The sequence below is a fragment of the Methylobacterium sp. E-041 genome (assembly GCF_022829665.1).
In the GTDB taxonomy this organism is placed as follows: domain Bacteria; phylum Pseudomonadota; class Alphaproteobacteria; order Rhizobiales; family Beijerinckiaceae; genus Methylobacterium.
In genome coordinates, this window is record NZ_JAKSYQ010000065.1 from 106,231 (window position 1) to 123,773 (window position 17,543).

Annotated in this window: 20 protein-coding genes; 6 read left to right on the plus strand and 14 right to left on the minus strand. The window is 70.7% G+C overall.

Annotation, left to right across the window (positions count from 1 at the left end):
- Positions 1-7 precede the first annotated feature (7 nt).
- From MKK70_RS05510 to MKK70_RS05520, 3 genes are all read right to left on the minus strand, one after another.
- Positions 8-1,543, minus strand: coding sequence for a DUF6880 family protein (locus MKK70_RS05510; protein WP_243946239.1), 1,536 nt, complete (start codon positions 1,541-1,543; stop codon positions 8-10).
- A 24-nt stretch (positions 1,544-1,567) separates the two neighbouring features.
- A complete protein-coding gene (locus MKK70_RS05515; protein WP_147726267.1) occupies positions 1,568-1,807 on the minus strand; it encodes a DUF2188 domain-containing protein in 240 nt (79 codons plus the stop codon).
- Positions 1,808-1,884: 77 nt separating this feature from the next.
- Positions 1,885-2,112 carry a hypothetical protein gene (locus MKK70_RS05520; RefSeq protein ID WP_243936341.1) on the minus strand — a complete coding sequence of 76 codons (228 nt, stop codon included), beginning with the start codon at positions 2,110-2,112 and terminating at the stop codon, positions 1,885-1,887.
- 68 nt (positions 2,113-2,180) lie between these two features.
- Between MKK70_RS05520 and MKK70_RS05525 the strand changes: the two genes are divergently transcribed.
- Entirely contained in the window at positions 2,181-2,429 is a 249-nt protein-coding gene (locus tag MKK70_RS05525; protein WP_147841083.1) for a hypothetical protein, read from the plus strand.
- Between the two features lie 96 nt (positions 2,430-2,525).
- On the opposite strand, the gene fabI is transcribed toward MKK70_RS05525, so the two are convergent.
- The 3 genes from fabI to fabA all read right to left on the minus strand — a co-directional run bounded on the left by fabI (position 2,526) and on the right by fabA (position 5,671).
- Complete coding sequence (gene fabI, locus MKK70_RS05530) at positions 2,526-3,356, minus strand: enoyl-ACP reductase FabI (protein ID WP_147727716.1); 831 nt, start codon at positions 3,354-3,356, stop codon at positions 2,526-2,528.
- Positions 3,357-3,776: 420 nt separating this feature from the next.
- Positions 3,777-5,003, minus strand: a complete 1,227-nt coding sequence (gene fabB / locus MKK70_RS05535; RefSeq protein ID WP_243946241.1) for a beta-ketoacyl-ACP synthase I — start codon at positions 5,001-5,003, stop codon at positions 3,777-3,779.
- A 140-nt stretch (positions 5,004-5,143) separates the two neighbouring features.
- Complete coding sequence (gene fabA, locus MKK70_RS05540) at positions 5,144-5,671, minus strand: 3-hydroxyacyl-[acyl-carrier-protein] dehydratase FabA (RefSeq protein WP_147727714.1); 528 nt, start codon at positions 5,669-5,671, stop codon at positions 5,144-5,146.
- A 264-nt stretch (positions 5,672-5,935) separates the two neighbouring features.
- On the opposite strand from fabA, the gene irr reads away from it, so the two are divergent.
- A complete protein-coding gene (gene irr, locus MKK70_RS05545; protein WP_147727713.1) occupies positions 5,936-6,448 on the plus strand; it encodes a Fur family transcriptional regulator Irr in 513 nt (170 codons plus the stop codon).
- Between the two features lie 59 nt (positions 6,449-6,507).
- Here irr and MKK70_RS05550 read toward each other — a convergent pair whose 3' ends face one another.
- Positions 6,508-7,083 carry an SH3 domain-containing protein gene (locus MKK70_RS05550; protein WP_147727712.1) on the minus strand — a complete coding sequence of 192 codons (576 nt, stop codon included), beginning with the start codon at positions 7,081-7,083 and terminating at the stop codon, positions 6,508-6,510.
- Positions 7,084-7,323: 240 nt separating this feature from the next.
- Between MKK70_RS05550 and MKK70_RS05555 the strand changes: the two genes are divergently transcribed.
- From MKK70_RS05555 to MKK70_RS05565, 3 genes are all read left to right on the plus strand, one after another.
- Entirely contained in the window at positions 7,324-8,325 is a 1,002-nt protein-coding gene (locus MKK70_RS05555) for a 2-hydroxyacid dehydrogenase (protein WP_243946307.1), read from the plus strand.
- A gap of 25 nt (positions 8,326-8,350) precedes the next feature.
- Complete coding sequence (locus MKK70_RS05560; RefSeq protein WP_243946243.1) at positions 8,351-8,950, plus strand: hypothetical protein; 600 nt, start codon at positions 8,351-8,353, stop codon at positions 8,948-8,950.
- A gap of 102 nt (positions 8,951-9,052) precedes the next feature.
- Positions 9,053-9,484 carry a hypothetical protein gene (locus MKK70_RS05565; protein ID WP_243946245.1) on the plus strand — a complete coding sequence of 144 codons (432 nt, stop codon included), beginning with the start codon at positions 9,053-9,055 and terminating at the stop codon, positions 9,482-9,484.
- A gap of 46 nt (positions 9,485-9,530) precedes the next feature.
- Here the strand turns inward: MKK70_RS05565 and MKK70_RS05570 are convergent, their stop codons facing one another.
- The gene (locus MKK70_RS05570) at positions 9,531-10,148 is read right to left on the minus strand and encodes a Crp/Fnr family transcriptional regulator (protein ID WP_243946247.1); all 618 of its coding nucleotides are present in this window, start codon (positions 10,146-10,148) and stop codon (positions 9,531-9,533) included.
- Positions 10,149-10,243: 95 nt separating this feature from the next.
- Complete coding sequence (locus MKK70_RS05575; protein WP_243946249.1) at positions 10,244-11,572, minus strand: flavin monoamine oxidase family protein; 1,329 nt, start codon at positions 11,570-11,572, stop codon at positions 10,244-10,246.
- A 166-nt stretch (positions 11,573-11,738) separates the two neighbouring features.
- Between MKK70_RS05575 and MKK70_RS05580 the strand changes: the two genes are divergently transcribed.
- Entirely contained in the window at positions 11,739-12,449 is a 711-nt protein-coding gene (locus MKK70_RS05580) for a sulfate transporter family protein (protein WP_243946251.1), read from the plus strand.
- A 4-nt stretch (positions 12,450-12,453) separates the two neighbouring features.
- On the opposite strand, the gene MKK70_RS05585 is transcribed toward MKK70_RS05580, so the two are convergent.
- The 5 genes from MKK70_RS05585 to bioD all read right to left on the minus strand — a co-directional run bounded on the left by MKK70_RS05585 (position 12,454) and on the right by bioD (position 17,447).
- The gene (locus MKK70_RS05585) at positions 12,454-13,638 is read right to left on the minus strand and encodes a complex I NDUFA9 subunit family protein (protein ID WP_243946253.1); all 1,185 of its coding nucleotides are present in this window, start codon (positions 13,636-13,638) and stop codon (positions 12,454-12,456) included.
- Positions 13,639-13,800: 162 nt separating this feature from the next.
- Entirely contained in the window at positions 13,801-14,184 is a 384-nt protein-coding gene (locus MKK70_RS05590; RefSeq protein ID WP_243946309.1) for a CsbD family protein, read from the minus strand.
- A gap of 103 nt (positions 14,185-14,287) precedes the next feature.
- A complete protein-coding gene (locus tag MKK70_RS05595; RefSeq protein WP_147727207.1) occupies positions 14,288-14,500 on the minus strand; it encodes a CsbD family protein in 213 nt (70 codons plus the stop codon).
- A 246-nt stretch (positions 14,501-14,746) separates the two neighbouring features.
- Positions 14,747-16,600 (minus strand): potassium transporter Kup, encoded by a 1,854-nt coding sequence (locus MKK70_RS05600; protein ID WP_243946310.1) that lies wholly within the window; start codon positions 16,598-16,600, stop codon positions 14,747-14,749.
- Positions 16,601-16,781: 181 nt separating this feature from the next.
- Positions 16,782-17,447: a dethiobiotin synthase gene (bioD, locus tag MKK70_RS05605; protein WP_243946255.1), complete on the minus strand. Its 666-nt coding sequence runs from the start codon at positions 17,445-17,447 to the stop codon at positions 16,782-16,784.
- Positions 17,448-17,543: the final 96 nt, after the last annotated feature.

Genomic DNA, 17,543 nt, shown 5'->3' on the forward strand with positions numbered 1-17,543 from the left:
TTCGGCCTCACACCGGCACGAGCGACCAGAACCCGTGCTTGCGTCCATGCGCCGTCCGCAGGCCGGTGCGGTAAGCCTCGGGCGGCGGATCGATCGATCCCGGCGCCAGGCGCGGCGCCATTCCGTCGAGGGCGGCGAGGTGGCGGGCGGCATAGGGGTAGGCGCTGCTGCGTCCGTCCCGGAGGATGTCGTCGATCATCCGGCGCAGCAGCAGCGTCGCCGCGGCCGGATGATCGGGCTCCAGCGCCTCCGCCGCCAGACCGAGCAGGCGATAGGCCTCGCTCCGCCACTCCGCGCGGCGATCGAAGACGAGGCGCGCCGCGCGGTCGAGGCTCGGCCACGCCACCAGGAAGGCCAGCGCGCGATGGGCATCGTCGTGCCGGGCGACGTGGTCGAGGGCGCGCTCCAGCACCTCCTCGTCCTCGAAATCCGGAAGTTTGGCGATGTGCGCGCGGAGCATGTCGGCGTCGAGCGTCGCTTCGAACCCCTGCCAGCGCAGAGCCTGAGCCTCCTCGCGTCGGTCGAGCGCATCGAGGATGCGGATCTCCAGCCCGATCCGCTCGCGGTCCGGGCCGTCGAGCGCCGCATCTCCGGTCGCGAGCATCGCGCGGGTGATCACGCCGCTCCGCGATGATTTCGGGCGACGGATCCAATCCAGCGCCTCGGCGGCCCGCCCGGCCGCGAGCAGGCGCCCTGCGATCTCGGTCCCGTCGGGACGGCCGGGCATGATCGCTTGCTCGAGCGCGATGTAGGCCGCGACGTCGCCGCGCCGGTCGGCGATGTCCTGACGGACGCGCAGGATGTTCCCGTGGCGGAGATCGGCTCGCGAGGCCGCGGGCCCGTTCGGTGCATCCGCGGCCCGATGCTTCGTGTCCGCCGCCTCGGCGAGCTTCGCATCGAGCGAGGCGAGGGCGGCAGCGGGGAGGCGCGGGACCAGATCGCGGATCAGCACGCCGAACGGCCCGTAGGGGTCGGCGACGAAGCGCGGGATCAGCGTCAGCGCGAACCGCCCGGCCTCGTCCGGCTCAAGCTCTGCGGCAATCTCGACCACGGCATCCGAAGCGCGCTCGTAGATCGCCTGGATCGCGCCCGAACCGTCGTCCACGCGGTTAAGCACCGCGTCGGCGCCGCCGAGGAAGCGCACCAGGCGTTCGAGAGCCGCCATGCGATCGAGCGGCGCGAGCTCGGTGAGGATCACCGTGACCATCGCGCCGAGATCCGTGGTGAACGCCCGGCGCTTCTGCCAGTCGATGAAGCCGCGGGCGCCCTCCAGGGCGGTCAGCCGCCGGTCGACGATCGCCGCGACCGCTTCCGGCCCCTGCAGGGAGGCGAGCGCCGCGCTCACGAGCTTCTTGAACGCGGCGTTGCGGGCAGTCTCGGCGAGGATCAGGCCGATGAGCCGATCGGGGGCGAGGGCGGCGAGCGTCTCACGAGACGGCGTCGTGCGGCGTGCACCCTTCGGCAGCTTCGCCAGAACCGGCACGACGTCCGGTTCCGGTTCGGTCTTCGGCTTCCGCGGCACCGAGGCCGCCTTGCGTGCCATCGTTCGACGCGGGACGGGTCTCGATCAGTCCGCGACCTTCGCGGTCGGGCGGTCGTCGCCGCGCGCGGTCTCGTCGTGCCACGCGCCGGCACCGTCCTGATAGCGGATGCCCTCGGTCGAGCCCGGCACCTGCTGCTCGGCCGCGGCGGCCTGTGCCGCCTGGAGGGCCTCGTCGCGGCTCGGAAAGGTCTCCGAGAAGACGTCGCCGACCTTGTAGGCGTATCCGCCATCATGCTCGACGACGTGATAGGTGACTTCGGACATCGAAAACTCCGGTCTTGAGAACAGGATCTGTCCAGCGCGAACACGGGGGCGACGCGCAGGTTCCGCCGGCCGGGCGATCAGTGCCTGGTCGGGACGCCCCACGGCAGCCGTTCGATCGCCGCCTCGCAACCGGCGATCAGCGAGCCGCGTGGATCGTCCGCCGCGTAGCCCACGCCGTCGGCGAAGGCGACGACGTGCACCGCGCCGTCGCTCGTCCGGCGGATGCGGGCGACCCAGCCTTCGGGCGCACGCTCGAAGGTGACGTCGTAGGTCGTGCCGTCGCGCTCGATCCGATGCGGTTCCATGACGTTTTCCGTTCCCGCCCGCGCCGCCGCAGCCCTATCTGACGAGAGCCACAGGACGAAGGATATCGATGCCCTACCGCACAACGCTCGCCGCCGCGATCCTCGCGGCCGGTTCGCTTCCGGCCCTGGCGCAGGGCACGGGCTACGCCGGAAGCACGCTGGGGCTCACCGGATCGGGCGTCCCGTCGAATCCGTTCGCGTCGAACTACCCGTCCGCCCCGCCGCCGCGGGCGGTCATCGAGCGGCGCGAGCGCCGCGCGGTCCGCCGCCCCGTGCGCGAGCCTGGGTTGCTGCCCCCGGGCCGTATCCCGGAATGAGCGCGTGGCTCGCCGACGGCGTCGGAATCCACCTGATCCTGCTGCTGGCGAGCCTGGTGATCGGCCTGATCGCCGTGACACGCTGACGAAGGCGTCTCAGGCGTCGCCGACGACGCCGGCCTCGTCCTGCGCCTGCAGCACGTCGGGCCGCGGCATCGAGATGATGTTGTAGCCGGAATCGACGAAGTGGATCTCGCCGGTGACGCCGCCGGAGAGGTCGGACAGCAGGTAGAGCGCCGAGCCGCCGACATCGTCGAGCGTCACGGTGCGCCGCAGCGGCGCATGTGCCCTCTGGTGGTTGAACATCAGCCGCGCGTCCGCGATTCCGGCGCCGGCCAGCGTCCGCATCGGCCCGGCCGACAGGGCGTTCACCCGGATGCCGTCCGGGCCGAGATCGGTGGCGAGATAACGCACGGACGCCTCGAGCGCGGCCTTGGCCACGCCCATCACGTTGTAATTCGGCATCACGCGGGTGGAGCCGCCGTAGGTCAGCGTCAGGAGCGAGCCGCCCTCGCGCATGCGCTTGGCCGCCCGCTGCGCGATCTCGGTGAACGAGAAGCACGAGATCGTCATGGTCCGCGAGAAGTTCTCGCGGGTGGTCACGTCGACGTAGCGACCCTTGAGCTGCGCCTTGTCGGAAAAGCCGATGGCGTGGACGACGAAATCGAGGGTGCCGTCGAAGCGCTCGTCCAGGGCCGCGAAGGTCGCGTCCACGGAGGCAAGGTCTTCCACGTCGCAGGGCAGGACGATATCGGAATCGAGCCGGGCGGCGAGCGGCGTGACGCGCTTGCCGAGGGCATCGCCCTGATAGGTGAAGGCAAGCTTCGCACCGTGCTGATGCAGGGTTCTGGCGATGCCCCAGCCGATCGAGTGGTCGTTGGCCACGCCCATGATCAGGCCGCGCTTGCCCGCCATCAAACCCGTCATCCGATCCGTCACTCCCGAGCGATGCGCCTCTCCGGGCGCAGTAGACAGGGACCGACGCTTAGGCGCGGGGGACGGCGCTGTCCAATCGGCAACGAGGAAAAAACGAAAGCCCCGCCATCCGGCGGGGCTCGATGACGGCCGAAGAGGGCGTTCGCGCTAGAAATAGCCGCGCGTCCGGGCCTTGGCGTCGTCGATCAGCGCCTGCTTGGCGTAGATGCCGGCCGAGCCGACGATCACCGCAGCCAGCACGAATCCGATCAGGACGAAGGTCATGCGCGCGCCGCTCCCAGGCATGGCTTTCCGACGAAACCGGAACCCCGAGCATGGGTTCCGGTGGTTAACGATCCCTTTCGCCGCGGATCGTTCCCGAATGCCGCCTCGGTCGCCGCCGGGGGAGGATCGCAGGTCTTGCTCGACGCGTCAGGCGTCGACGTTCTTCAGCACCAGGGTCGCGTTGGTGCCGCCGAAACCGAACGAGTTCGACAGCACGTGCCCGAGCTTGGCCCCGTCCCGGCGCTCGCGCAGGATCGGCATATCGGCGAAGGCGGGATCGAGCTCGTCGATGTGCGCGCTCGCGCTGATGAAGCCGTCGTTCATCATCAGCAGGGCGTAGATCGCTTCCTGGACGCCGGTGGCGCCGAGCGAGTGGCCGGTGAGGGACTTCGTCGCCGCGATCGGCGGGCAGGCCTCGCCGCGGCCGAAGACCTCGCGGATCGCCTCAATCTCCTTCTCGTCGCCCACCGGCGTCGAGGTGGCGTGCGGGTTGATGTAGTCGATCGGTGCGCCCTTCAGGCCTTCCATCGCCTGGCGCATGCAGCGCACCGCGCCCTCGCCGGACGGCGCCACCATGTCGTACCCGTCCGAGGTCGCGCCGTAGCCGGCGATCTCGCCGTAGATCCGCGCGCCGCGCGCCTTGGCGTGCTCGTATTCCTCGAGCACGAGCACGCCGGCGCCGCCCGCGATGACGAAGCCGTCGCGGTTCGCGTCGTAGGCGCGCGAGGCCCGCTCGGGCGTCGCGTTGAACTTCGAGGACATCGCGCCCATCGCGTCGAACAGGACGGAGAGCGTCCAGTCGAGATCCTCGCAGCCGCCGGCGAAGATGATGTCCTGGCGGCCGCCCTGGATGATCTCGGCGGCGTTGCCGATGCAATGGTTCGACGTCGCGCAGGCGGAGGCGATCGAGTAGTTGACGCCCTTGATCTTGAACCAAGTCGCCAGCGTCGCCGACGCTGTCGAGGACATCGCCTTCGGCACCGCAAACGGGCCGACCCGCTTGGGGCCCTTCTCACGGGCGATCGCCGCCGATTCGACGATCACGCGGGTCGAGGGGCCGCCCGAGCCCATGATGATGCCGGTACGCTCGTTCGAGACGTCGCCGGCTTCGAGACCCGAATCGCGGATCGCCTGATCCATCGCGACGTGGTTCCACGCGCTGCCGCCGCCGTGGAAGCGCATGGCGCGGCGGTCGACGATGCCCTCAGGGTCGAGGTCGGGCCGGCCGGAGACCTGGCTGCGGAAGCCGTGCTCGGCGTGGGACCCATCGCGCGTGATCCCGGACCGCCCTTCGCGGAGCGAGGCGAGCACTTCCTGGGTGTTGTTTCCGATGGATGAGACGATGCCCATCCCGGTGACGACGACACGGCGCATGAAAGAACTCGTCTCCACGGCGACGCCCCCCGGATGGGGCGAGCGTCACGCTTCCTCGTCAGCTAGGATGCCGCCGGCCTGTTTCCAACCGGCGAGGACGCGCCTCGTTGCGCGAGACGCGTCGGAATCAGGTCCGCCGCTCAGCTCTGGAACAACGCGACGCGCAGGTCCTTGGCCTCGTAGATCCGCTTGCCGTCGGCTTCCAGCCATCCGTCAGCGATGCCGAGGACGAGCTTGCCGGTCCGGACCCGACGCAGGTCGACGCCGTAGACCACCTGCTTGACCGTCGGCAGGACCTGGTCCGTGAACTTGACCTCGCCGACGCCGAGCGCCCGGCCGCGGCCGGGCGAACCGAGCCAGCCGAGATGGAAGCCGACAAGCTGCCAGAGGGCGTCGAGCCCGAGGCAGCCCGGCATCACCGGGTCGCCCTTGAAGTGGCAGGAGAAGAACCAGAGGTCGGGCCGGATGTCGAACTCGGCGCGCACCAGGCCCTTGCCGTGGGCGCCGCCCTCGGCACCGATCTCGGTGATGCGGTCGAACATCAGCATCGGCGGCAGCGGCAGCTGGGCGTTGCCCGCGCCAAAGAGTTCGCCGCGCCCGCAGGCGAGCAGGTCCTCGTAGGAATACTGCGAGGCGCGGGGGGCGGTCTGTTCGGTGTCGGACGTCATGAAGGCGGGTCGGTCCTCGTGTCGCGAGCTTCGGTCGGCGGGCCCGGGCCGGCTTCGGCGCCGGCACGCGTGCCGTACACGGGGCGAACCGCGCACTCGGCGGCCTCGTTAGCATAGGCGCGGAGCCGGTTCCAAGCTTGTGCGAACGATGCGGCCGTCACGCGGAGCGGGGGAGGGCCGACCGCGGCGTGTTGCGAGCCGGCGACCGTTCCCATATACACGGAAGCGAAATTCTTCATCCCTCGCGAGCGTTCAGTCCCTCCGATGTCCGAACTGCTGTCCCTACAGGCCGCGCTCAACGCCCGGATCCCGGCCCTCTCGGGGGATGCATCGGGTGCCGCCCGCCGTGGCTGTCCGCTCTCGGACCTGCGCGACCGCCTGCGGCGCGCCGGCCTGCGCCCGACGCGCCAGCGCCTGTCGCTCGGCTGGCTGCTGTTCGGGCGCGGCGACCGCCACCTGACGGCGGAAATGCTCTACGACGAGGCGATGCGCGCCAAGGTGCCGGTGTCGCTGGCGACGGTCTACAACACCCTTCACCAGTTCACCGAGGCGGGCCTGCTGCGTCAGCTCGCCCTCGACGGGTCGAAGGCCTACTTCGACACCAACCCGTCGGAGCACCACCACTTCTTCCTCGAGGACGAGGGGCAGGTGCTGGACATGCCCGATTGCGGCATCACCGTCGAATCGCTGCCCGACGCGCCGGAAGGCATGGAGATCGCCGGCGTCGAGGTGATCGTCCGCCTGCGCCGCCGGCCCGGCACGCGCCGCCAGAGCTGAGCAGCCGCCGAACCTTCCAGACTCAAGAAAAGGGCCCGGTGCGAACCGGGCCCTTTTTTCTAGTCGACCTTCTCGTTCGGGTAGACGCCCCAGAGGCGGTCCTGGTGAATGTAGCCGTCCACGTCGTGCTTCGAGGGCAGGGCGACGACGAGGCGGCACCACGATCCGGTGCAGGTCTTCACGCTGCCGATCACGCCCGCCTCCAGGCGGGCCTCGTCCTCGGCACCGTCGTCGGCACGCGCGCGCAGCGGGATCGCGGCCTTGTCGGCGCCCTTGGACGCGGTGACGATCGCGGTCCGGCGGCCGGAGAGCAGCGAGTGCAGGACCCAACCCTCGGTCCCCTCCGAATCACGGATGCGGCGCCAGGTCTCGAACTCGGCGACGATCTCGACCGGCATGCCGGCGCGCTGGAACACCCACAGGGTGCGGTGATCCTTCGAGGGCCCCTCACGCAGGTTGACGCGATCGGTCTTCAGGCTGGCATAGCGCGGCAGCGGCAACTTGGTGACGGGCCCGATTCCGGATTCGGGACCGCCGCTCGCTGCGGCCGATGCCGTCCCGATCGAAGCCGGCAGGGTGAGGGTGGGCGACGCCAGGAGGGCGGCGCCCACGAAGAAGAGCCGAGCCAGCCGCATCGTCCATCTCCTGATCTTCGCGCGTCGGCGACAGAACGCCCGCGCCGCGGGCTGGTGCCGCCGCGGCACTTCGGATTGTGTTCCGGCCTGCCTCTGGTAGAGAGGCCGGAAGCCGTCCGCTCCTGTCTGGCGGAGCTCGGTTAACGGAGCTTGAAACCGGGAACGGGACCGGTCCACGATGCGTCGACGCCGCGCGAGGCGTTCGTGTCGGGCCTGCCCGAACCGGTGATGGGAGAGAAGATGTCGTTGAAGCGCAAGCCGCTCGTCGTCGTGACGCGACGCCTGCCGGACGCGGTCGAGACGCGGATGCGCGAGCTGTTCGATGCGCGGCTGAACCACGACGACGCCCCGCTCTCGTCCGATCGGATCGCCGACGCGATGCGCGAGGCGGACGTGCTGGTCCCGACCGTTACCGACAAGATCGACGCCGGCCTCCTCGCCCAGGCCGGGCCGAACCTGCGATTGATCGCCAATTTCGGCAACGGCGTCGACCACATCGACGTGGGCGGGGCGCTGGAGCGCGGCATCACCGTCACCAACACGCCCGGCGTCCTGACCGAGGATACCGCCGACATGACCATGGCGCTGATCCTCGCCGTCGCGCGGCGGGTGCCTGAGGGCGCGCGCATCATTCCGGACGACGACTGGACCACGGGCTGGTCGCCGACCTGGATGCTCGGGCGCCGCATCACCGGCAAGCGCCTCGGCATCGTCGGCATGGGCCGGATCGGGCAGGCGCTCGCCCGCCGCGCCAAGGCGTTCGGCCTGCAGATCCACTACCACAACCGCCGCCGGGTCCCGGCCGCGATCGAGGCCGGGCTGGAGGCGACCTACTGGGAATCGCTCGACCAGATGCTGGCGCGCGTCGACATCGTGTCGGTGAATTGCCCGCACACGCCCGCCACCTACCATCTGCTTTCGGCCCGCCGCCTTAAGCTGCTCAAGCCCGAGGCGATCGTCGTGAACACGGCCCGCGGCGAGGTGATCGACGAGAACGCGCTCGCCCGCCTGATCGAGGCCGGCGAGATCTCGGCGGCCGGCCTCGACGTGTTCGAGCAGGAGCCCGCGGTGAGCCCGCGCCTGATCAAGCTCGCCAAGTCCGGCAAGGTCGTGCTGCTGCCGCATATGGGCTCGGCCACGTTCGAGAGCCGGATCGACATGGGCGAGAAGGTCATCATCAACATCAAGACCTTCATGGACGGCCACCGCCCGCCGGATCGGATCCTGCCCAGCATGCTCTGAGCCGGGATCGGGACACGGCATGGGGATGGTGAGCGCCTCGACGGAAGCGACCGGGACCCCGGTTCCGCCTTTGGCCGGTCGGATGCACGCGTTCCGCAGCCTCGGCGGCAATTGCGAGTTCGGCTTCGTGCAGCGCTACGGCGGCGCCGAGCCGTCGGGCCTGTTGCGCTTCGCGTACACGCCCCTCGACGACCTCATCGATGCACTGACGACCGATTTTTCTAGGTACGGCGCCCCCGGAGACCTGATCCTGGAGGCGACCGAGACCGACGTGTATTATTGCCGGAGCCAGACCTACAACATCTGGTCGAACACTCAACGACAGGTCGAAGGTACCGATCACGACGCGCTGCTCGAGCGCGAATACGGCCGGGTGGCGCACCTGAAGGCCAAGATGCTCGCCGACCTGGCGACCGGCGCGAAGATCCTCGTGAGGAAGGTCGAGCCGGGCGAGCCCGATTCCGCCTTCGCACCACTGGCCGAAGCCGTGTGGCGCCATGGCCCGTCGACGCTGCTTCGTGTGCACGAGGCGGATGACGACGGGGTGGTGCCGCCTTTCAGGCGCACCGGGCCGAGAGTGCTGGAAGGCGGCGTCCGGCGGTTCGCGCCCGGGGAGCAGGCCTAGGACGTCGACCTCGAATCCTGGGTCGCCCTGTGCGATGCCGCCTATGCCGAGCATGCCGGCGTACCGCTGGCCTGGCTCGCGCCCGCGCCCTCCGCCGATGCGATGCGGCTTCCGCGTGGGACGACGCGGCACAAGGGCCTCCATCGGGAACCGGGCCTGAGCGCCTTCACCAAGCTGCTCGACCCCGCTCGCTTCGATCCGGCAACACCCTACGTCTTCTCCGCCTGGGTCCGGATCCCGGCGGGAGCGTCGCCCGAGCGCATCTTCGCCGTGATGGGCCGCGAGCGCCTCGGCTGGTGCAATGCCGACCTGACGGTCCGCGATCGGTGGCAGCGCGTCTGGGCCGCCGGCCGCATCGGCACCGGGCAGCATCGTCCGTGCGTCGGGCTCGGCCTGATCGGAGGAGCCGGCGACCGGTTCCAGTCCCGCGACTGGCACCTTCACGAGGGGCCGGTCCCCGATTGGGCCGCCCCGCCGCCCGCGGAATCGGCCGTGCGGGCGGTCCTGCACGGCCTTCTCGGACGACGCACCTAGAGGCGGCTTCGCGGAATCCTCGAAGATCGCTCAGGTCGGACGCGGATCAGGCCACGTCGCCGCTCACCGCGACCCGCGCATCGGCGCTCTGGAACAGCCTTTCGCTGGTGAGCTTCAGGAAGCTGAAGCCGAATTCCGGGTTCTGGTAGTAGAGCTGCTTGACCGCGGAATAGGGCACTTCCAGCGCCCGGCCGGCCTCGGTGCAGACCAGCGAGGCCGTGCGCCGGTTGCCCGGCGAGAGCAGGCCGAGCTCGCCGACGATGCCGCCGGTCCGCACCTCGATCCCGTATTCCGGGATGCGGAAGCAGCCGGCCTCGACGTAGTACATCGTCGTCGCCGCCTCGCCCTTGGCGAACAGCGATGCCCCCGCCGCGAAGGCCCGCTCGGTGCCGTAGGGCTTCAGCCAGTCGAGGGAGAGGTCGCCGTCGGCGGCCTTCTCCACGTCGCGCACCAGTCGGACCATCTGCCAGAGCCGCCAGGCGTTGAACGGGATCTGGATCGCCTCCGTCAGCACCACCGGCATGCTGCCGATCAGCAGGCCGTAGGTGATGACCGCGGCGCTCGCCACGAGCGAGATGATCCGCAGCGGGATCATCGTGCTCATCGCCGAGGCCAAAATGGTCAGCGCCGTCCCGAGATAGCCGATGCCCTCGACCCAATTCATCAGACGGCCTCTTCCCGCATCGCGATCATCCGTCCCCTGATGCATCGCGTTTCAGGCTCGACCGCAAGACGATCCGGCGTCGCCGCCTCATCCCGTCACGCGGCTGTGCCCATCCGGATACGCTCCGCCACGGCGTCGGCCGCCCGCACACCCTCGGCATAGGCGCCCCCGGTCGTGCCCCACTGCTCGCGCGACAGCGCCTCGCCGGCGAACCAGATCCGCTCGCCGACCGCCGCGTGCAGCGTTCGGCGCGCGCCGGCGTGGCCCGGCGGCACCGACGCCCAGGAGCCGCGCGACCAGGGATCGCGGCGCCATTCGCTCACGGCGGGGATCGACAGGTCGTGGAGGCGGCGGGCGCCGAAATGATCGGCCAGCGTCGCGCGCACGCGGCGGCGCAGACCGTCCTCGCCGGCGCCGGCGGCATCGATCTCGGCGGCCCCGACCGAGTCGAGCTCGAAATAGTGGAACGGCGTCCCGTCGATGCGGGTGAGCAGGCCCGGCGGGCTGAAGCGTCCGCCGACGAGGCTTGCGAGACGGTCCCGCCCGCGAAACGGGCTCGACGGCCAGTGCAGCACCGCGTGCTCGTAGATGCCGACCCGGAACCCGTCGATCGCGGCACGGATCGGCGCGGGCAGGGCCGGCGAGAAGGCGACGCTGTCGCGCAGCACCATCATCGGCACCGTCACGATCACGGCGCGGGCCTTCAGCGTCCGCCCGTCCGCGGTGGCGACGCGAACGCCGGCTCCCGTCCAGTCGATACCGGCGACGGGGCAGTCGAGCGCGATCGGCAGCCCCTGGGCCAGCCGCCCGAGGTAGCCGCCGTAGCCGCCGGCGACGAAGTAGTTGTCGCCGTATTCCATGCTCGGGAAATCCTGGAGCGAGACCTCCTCCAGCGGCCGTCCGGACACCAGACCGTGGACCAGCGCGACGCGGGCGCCCCAGGGGCCGAGGCCGCGGGGCAGGGCGCTCGCCGCCGCGCGGTCCGGCCCGCCCGCGGCGGCGCCTGCATGCATCGCCCGGTCGGCGCGGTCGAAGGCCCGGGCGGAGGCCGCGACCTCGGACGGGCGCCCGGGGCGACGCCCGACCCAGACGTGGCCTTCCTGGGCTGCCCGGCGCAGGGGCTCGCCGCGCTCGAAGCCCAATTGGACGAGGGGGTTGATCGGGCCCGCGTGAAGCCAGTGCGCCCCGAGGTCGACCGCATGGCCGCGCAGCATCGTCGCGACCGTGCGCCCGCCGACGCGGTCGCGCGCCTCGAGCACCGCGACGGACAGGCCGGCGGCGACCAGCGTCCGCGCGGCGGCGATCCCGGCAGCGCCCGCGCCGACCACGATCACGTCCGGGTCCGCGGGCAGCGGGGCGAGCCTGGGCGCGACGCTCGGCCGGAACCGGGCATGCGGGGGTGTCGTCTCGTGCATCGAGGTCATTGCGCGGATCGCGATCCTTCTCGTCGTTTGCATTCCGGGTCCGTCGCGCGTTTCGGCCAACCCGCCGGCCCGAGGCAGACGAGACGCAAGCGGTGCTCTTGCGGCGGACGGATCGGGACACCACAACCGCGATGCGCCGATCGGCGGCGGGAGACGGGATCACGGCATGCTCATCCAGGCGGCGCTCGCGGCCCTGCGCCAGACCTTCTCCCCGCCGCTCCGTGCGATCCTGTGGAAGTCGCTCGGGTTGACGCTCGGCATCCTGGCGCTGGCCTGGTTCGGGCTGACGCGGTTGATCCAGTGGTTCCAGGCGAGCCACCACATCTCGCAATCCTACCCCATCCTCGACAGCCTCGCCTACTTCCTGGCCGGGTTCGGGCTGTTCGTCGCGCTGGCCTACCTGATGCCCGCGGTCTCGATCCTGGTGGCGGGGTTCTTCCTCGACGACGCCGCCGAGATCGTCGAGCGCACCGACTTCCCCGACGACCCGCCCGGCCGCCCGATGCCGTGGGGCGCAGCGATGCTCTACGCCCTGCGCTTCGCCGGCCTGACCCTGCTGGTGAACCTTGCTGCGCTGATCATCTTCTTCGTGCCGGTGATCGGGCTGGCGGCCTTCTTCGCCGCCAACGCCTACCTGCTGTCGCGCGAGTACTTCGAGATGGCCGCGGCCCGCTACCGACCGCTGGCGGAGGCCGGCGCGATGCGCCGGACGTTCTCGGGCACGACGATCGCGGCGGGCTGCCTGCTGGCCGGGATGATGGTTGTCCCGGTGCTCAACCTGCTGACGCCGCTGTTCGGCATCGCGCTGATGGTCCACGTCCACAAGCGGCTGGCGCACCGCCTGCCGGCCCCCGCCCTGCAGGGACGGCTCCGGTAGCGGCCTAGCTCCGGCTGCCCCAGCGCCGGCCCATGCCGGGCGAGCCGCCGGCGTCGGCCCCGATCGCCGGACCGGACGCCCGCATCGGACGGTGCTGCGAGCCCTCGCCCATCGGGGTCGGCGCGATCGAGTCGGGTATCTCGGCCTGCTCCTCGGTGCCGCGGCCCTTGGCGAACTGCCCGGCGGCTCGGAAGCGCCAGAGATAGCCTGGCACCACCGCCTCGGCGGCGGTCGGCTGGATGCCGAGCCCCTCGAAGCTGCGGCCCTCCGCCTTGGCGGCCTCCGAGACGACGTTGTCGCTCTGCAGCAGAACGACCTGATCGCGGGTGAGCTTAAGGTCGGCCGGCAGCAGCCCGAAGGTCAGGGTGTCGGCGATCTCCATGGCACGGGCCTGGATCTTGGCGATCGGCAGCGGCAGCGACACCACCATGCGCTTGCGCATCGTCGTGTCGAGCATGTAGCGCACGAGGTGATCCAGCGTCGCGACCTCGGGTCCGCCGAGCTCGTAGACCTTGCCGCCGGGCACGCGTCCGTCGGCGGCCAGCGCGATCGCCTCGGCGACGTCGCCGACGAAGACGGGCTGGAAGCGCGACTCGGCCCCGGCCAGCGGCAGCACCGGCAGGAACCGGGCGAGGCTGGCGAAGCGGTTGAAGAAGCTGTCGCCCGGCCCGAAGACCAGGGAGGGCCGGAACACGACGGCGTCGGGACGTGCGGCGAACACCGCGGCCTCGCCCTCGGCCTTGGTGCGGGCATAGCGCGATTCGGAGTTCGGGTCGGCGCCGATCGCGGACACGTGGATCATCGCGGCGCCGACCTTGGCCGCCGCCCGCGCGATCAAGCCGGGGCCTTCGGCCTGGAGGCGCGAGAAGCTTTGGGCGCCGGTTTCCTGAAGGATGCCGACGAGGTTGATCACCACGTCCGCACCCTCGACCGCCCGCACGACCGAATCGGGGTATCGCAGGTTCGCCTGCACGGCGATGATCTGGCCGACCTTCCCGAGCGGCTGCAGGAACATGGCGAGATCGGGACGGCGGATGGCGACCCGGATGCGGTAGCCGCGCTTGGCCAGCGCCCGAACCACGTGCCGGCCGAGGAAGCCCGAGCCGCCGAAGATGGTGACCAACTGCGAAGCGGGCCGCGTCAGGGACGGGGTCAGCAGGACGGTGTTCGGAATGCTGGAGCCGGTCATCGCCTCGTCTCGGTCTGTGGGGCCTGCGGGCTCGGGGGCATCGCCACCCCCGGTCCGCCGTTCCTTAGACCATTTTTACCGGTCGCACGCGCCGGGCGGGCGACGAAACGACGATCTTGAACGTCGCATCCTGCAGGCGCGTACCGCCCGTGGCCGAATGGATCAGCGATCGCTCCGCAGGAGCCAACCAAGGCCGAATGCAGCGGCTGCGACGATCGCCAGGGTAGCGCCCTTGTTCTCCTCGGCGCGCTTCGCGACGTGGCGGCCATGGTGCTCCGCCCGGCCGCGGTAATGACGTCCGCGGCTCACGGCCTCGTCGGCGATGGCGCGGCCGCGCTCGCTCGCTTCGTCGATGAAATGCTCACCGTCGCGACGCCAGTCCCGCGCGGTCTCGCGCGCATGGCCGTAGGCGTTCTGCGCAACGCCCGCGGCCTGGTCGACGGCACCGTCGAGCTGGCGTCCGGCATCCCCGCCGACTGCACCCATCGCGGTCTTGGCGCGGCCGCGCAGGTTGCGCACGCCGCCTTCGAATCGATCCCGGTTCATGATCTCGTCCCTCGCATCGTGATCCGAAGGCCGGCAGCGCCGGCCTTCGCGGATGGGCACCGGGGCCGGCTCGCAGCCGCCCCAGTGCCGAGCGCTGGACGGATCAGATCTTCTTGACGGCGTCGGCGGCCTTCTGGGCCGCGCCCTTCACGCCGTCCTTGGCGTCGCCGACGGTCTTCTGGGCTTCGCCCTTCAGCTCCTGCGCCTTGCCCTCGGCCTGCAGCTTCTCGTTGCCGGTGACGTTGCCGACACCCTGCTTGACGTTGCCGACCGCCTCGTTGGCGAGGCCCTTGATCTTGTCCGTGGTGCTGCTCATCGGGACGCTCCCTGTGTGCTCAGCGATCCCGGCCCGGCCTCGCGACGACGCCGCGAAGCGTGACCGAACGCTGTCGGGATGTCCGAACGGCAAGCGCCCATGATGGTTCCAAATGCCCCCGCCACGCGCGAAAGCGTGATCGCCCGACGCTCGGGTCGGGCCCGATACGCGGCCCGACGTCTCGATCCGGCGGGGGGGATGAGGCCGCCCGGCGGGACGCTTCGGCACCGGCGCGCGGAGCTGCTTCTAGATCTCGATCTCGGTCCCCACCTCCACCACCTGCCGCGTCGGCACGCCGAAGAAGGCGCCGGTGCGCTCGGCGTTGCGCTGCATGAAGGCGTAGAGGCTCTCGCGCCAGGGCTGCATCCCGCGGTTGTCGTTCTTCGGGATGATGGTCTCGTGGCCGATGAAGACCGTGAGGTCGTCGAGCATCTGCGGCGGCAGGCGGCGGTGCTCGACGGCGCAGGCCAGCCCATCGGGGATCGAGGCCTCCTCCATGAAGCCGTAGCGCAGGGTCACCCGGTAGAAGTCGGGCGCGAGGATCGTGACGTGGCTGCGCTCCTCGCGCGGCACGGTCGGGGTCTCCTCGTACTGGGCGGAGACGATCATCACCCGCTCCGGCAGGGCGTGGCTGCGCTCGACGAACCGCGACAGGTGCATCGGGATGCCGTGCATCGCCGCCGACAGGAACACGCCGGTTCCGCGGACCCGCACCAGGTCCTGGTGCTGGAGCGAGGCCAGGAACACGTCCTCCGGCTGGCGCAGGCCGACCCGCGCCTCCTCGACCAGCTGGTTGCCCCTGCGCCACGTCAGCATCATCAGCGCGACGAAGCCGGCGAGCACCAGCGGAAACCAGCCGCCCTCGAACAGCTTCACGCTGTTGGCCCCAAGGAAGACGAGGTCGATCAGCAGGAAGAAGCCGTTCACCGCCAGGATCGCCACGAGGTTGTAGCCCCATCGGTGGGCGATCAGCGCGGCGAGCAGCGTGGTGATCGCCATCAGCAGCGACACGGCAATGCCGTAGGCGCCGGCGAGCGCGTCGGACGATTCGAAAATCACGACGGCGGCGATGGTGGCGGCGGCGAGGAGCCAGTTCACTGCCGGCACGTAGATCTGCCCACGCTCCTCCGAGGCGGTCTGGACGATGTGCATCGGCGGCAGGAAGCCGAGCTGGACCGATTGCTGGGTCAGCGAGAACACACCCGAGATGATCGCCTGCGAGGCGATCACCGTCGCCATCGTCGCCAGCCCGATCAGCGGGTAATGCGCCCAGCCCGGCGCGAGCCGGTAGAACGGGTTCTCGATCGCGTCCGGCGAGGCCAGCAGCAGCGCGCCCTGGCCGAAATAGTTGATCACCAGGGCCGGCAGCACCAGGGCGAACCACGCCACGCGGATCGGCCGGGCGCCGAAATGCCCGAGGTCTGCATACATCGCCTCGCCGCCGGTGACCGCGAGGAAGGCCGCGCCCAGCATCGCGAAGCTCACGTGCCAGCCGGCATGGAGCAGGAATTCCACCGCCTTCAGGGGGTTCGCCGCCTGCAGGATCTCCGGCTTGTGCAGAATGCCGCCGATCCCCATCAGCGTGAGGACGACGAACCACAGCAGCATTACCGGCCCGAAGATCCGCCCGATGAAGGCGACGCCCTTGCTCTGCACCAGGAACAGGGCGACGAGGATCGCGATCGTGATCGGCACGACGTAGCGGCCGAGCGCCGGCGCATCGACCTTCAGGCCCTCGATCGCCGAGAGCACCGAGATCGCCGGGGTGATCGCGCCGTCGCCGTAGAGAAGCGCCGCGCCGATCAGCCCGACGACGAGCAGCAGCGCCTTCCACGAGCGCGGCTTCGCATGGCGCGCGCCCAGCAGCGCCAGCATCGCGACGATGCCGCCCTCGCCGGCATTGTCGGCGCGCAGGATCAGCACCGCGTATTTCAGCGAGACGATCAGGATCAGCGCCCACAGGATCAGCGAGACCGCGCCGACCACCGCGATGGGGTCGGCGTTGCCGCCGCCGCTGGCGGCCCGCACCGCCTCCTTGTAGGCGTAGAGCGGGCTGGTGCCGATGTCGCCGTAGACGACCCCGAGCGCCCCAAGCAGCAGGGCCGGGCGGAACCTTCGTGCGGCGGCGGGCTCGGCGCCCCCCTCCGCACGGACATGACTTTCACTCACAGAACGCCCCGCCCTCGTCGTTTCGCGGCGCGACGCTAGCAGGCGCCCGGCGCCCGTCCATCGGAACCGTGCATCGCCGCCGACGATCGCGTCAATGTGTGTCGGCCCGACGTCAGATCAGGGCGGCGAGCGCATCCGGGCAGGGCGCATCCCGGGCGATGACGATCACCGGCACCTCGGCGTGGCGCGCGATCGCCTCGGCGACCGTCTCGGGCGGCGTCGGCGCGCCGGTGCTCTCGTTGACGACGATGGCGAGGACCGGGATGTCGGCCGCCCGGCAGGTCTCGTAGGCCGTCAGGGCGTGGCTGATCGCCCCCAGATAGCTGCCCGAGACGAGGATCGCCGGGCAGGCGAGCGACCACAGCCAGCCGAGGCCGGTCGCCTCCTGGGTCACCGGGCTCATCAGGCCGCCGACGCCCTCGACGATCAGCGTGCCCGTCGCGGCCTCCATCCGCTCCAGGCACCACGTGACGATGTCCTCGAGGACGGGCGCTTGGCCCTCGAGAGCCGCCGCCTGGTCGGGGGCGAGCGGCGCCGCGAAGCGCCACGGCGAGCAGGCCGCGACGGCGGCGGCCGTGACCGCGATCCCCTGGGCCGCCAGAAGCTGCGCCGTATCGCTGCCGGCAAAATCCGGGTCGCCCATCGGCGGCACGCCGCTCGCGACGGGCTTCAGCGCCCGCACGTCGCGTCCGTCGGCGCGCAGGCGCCGCACGATCGCCGCGGTGACGTAGGTCTTGCCGATCTCGGTGCCGGCGCCCGCGATGAAGACGGTCGTCATGGATGATGGATCCCGCGGCGCACCGGTTCTCGCGATGGCGACCGTCCGCCGACCATCGATCGAGGCCGAACGAAACGTCGCCCGCACATCCCATCC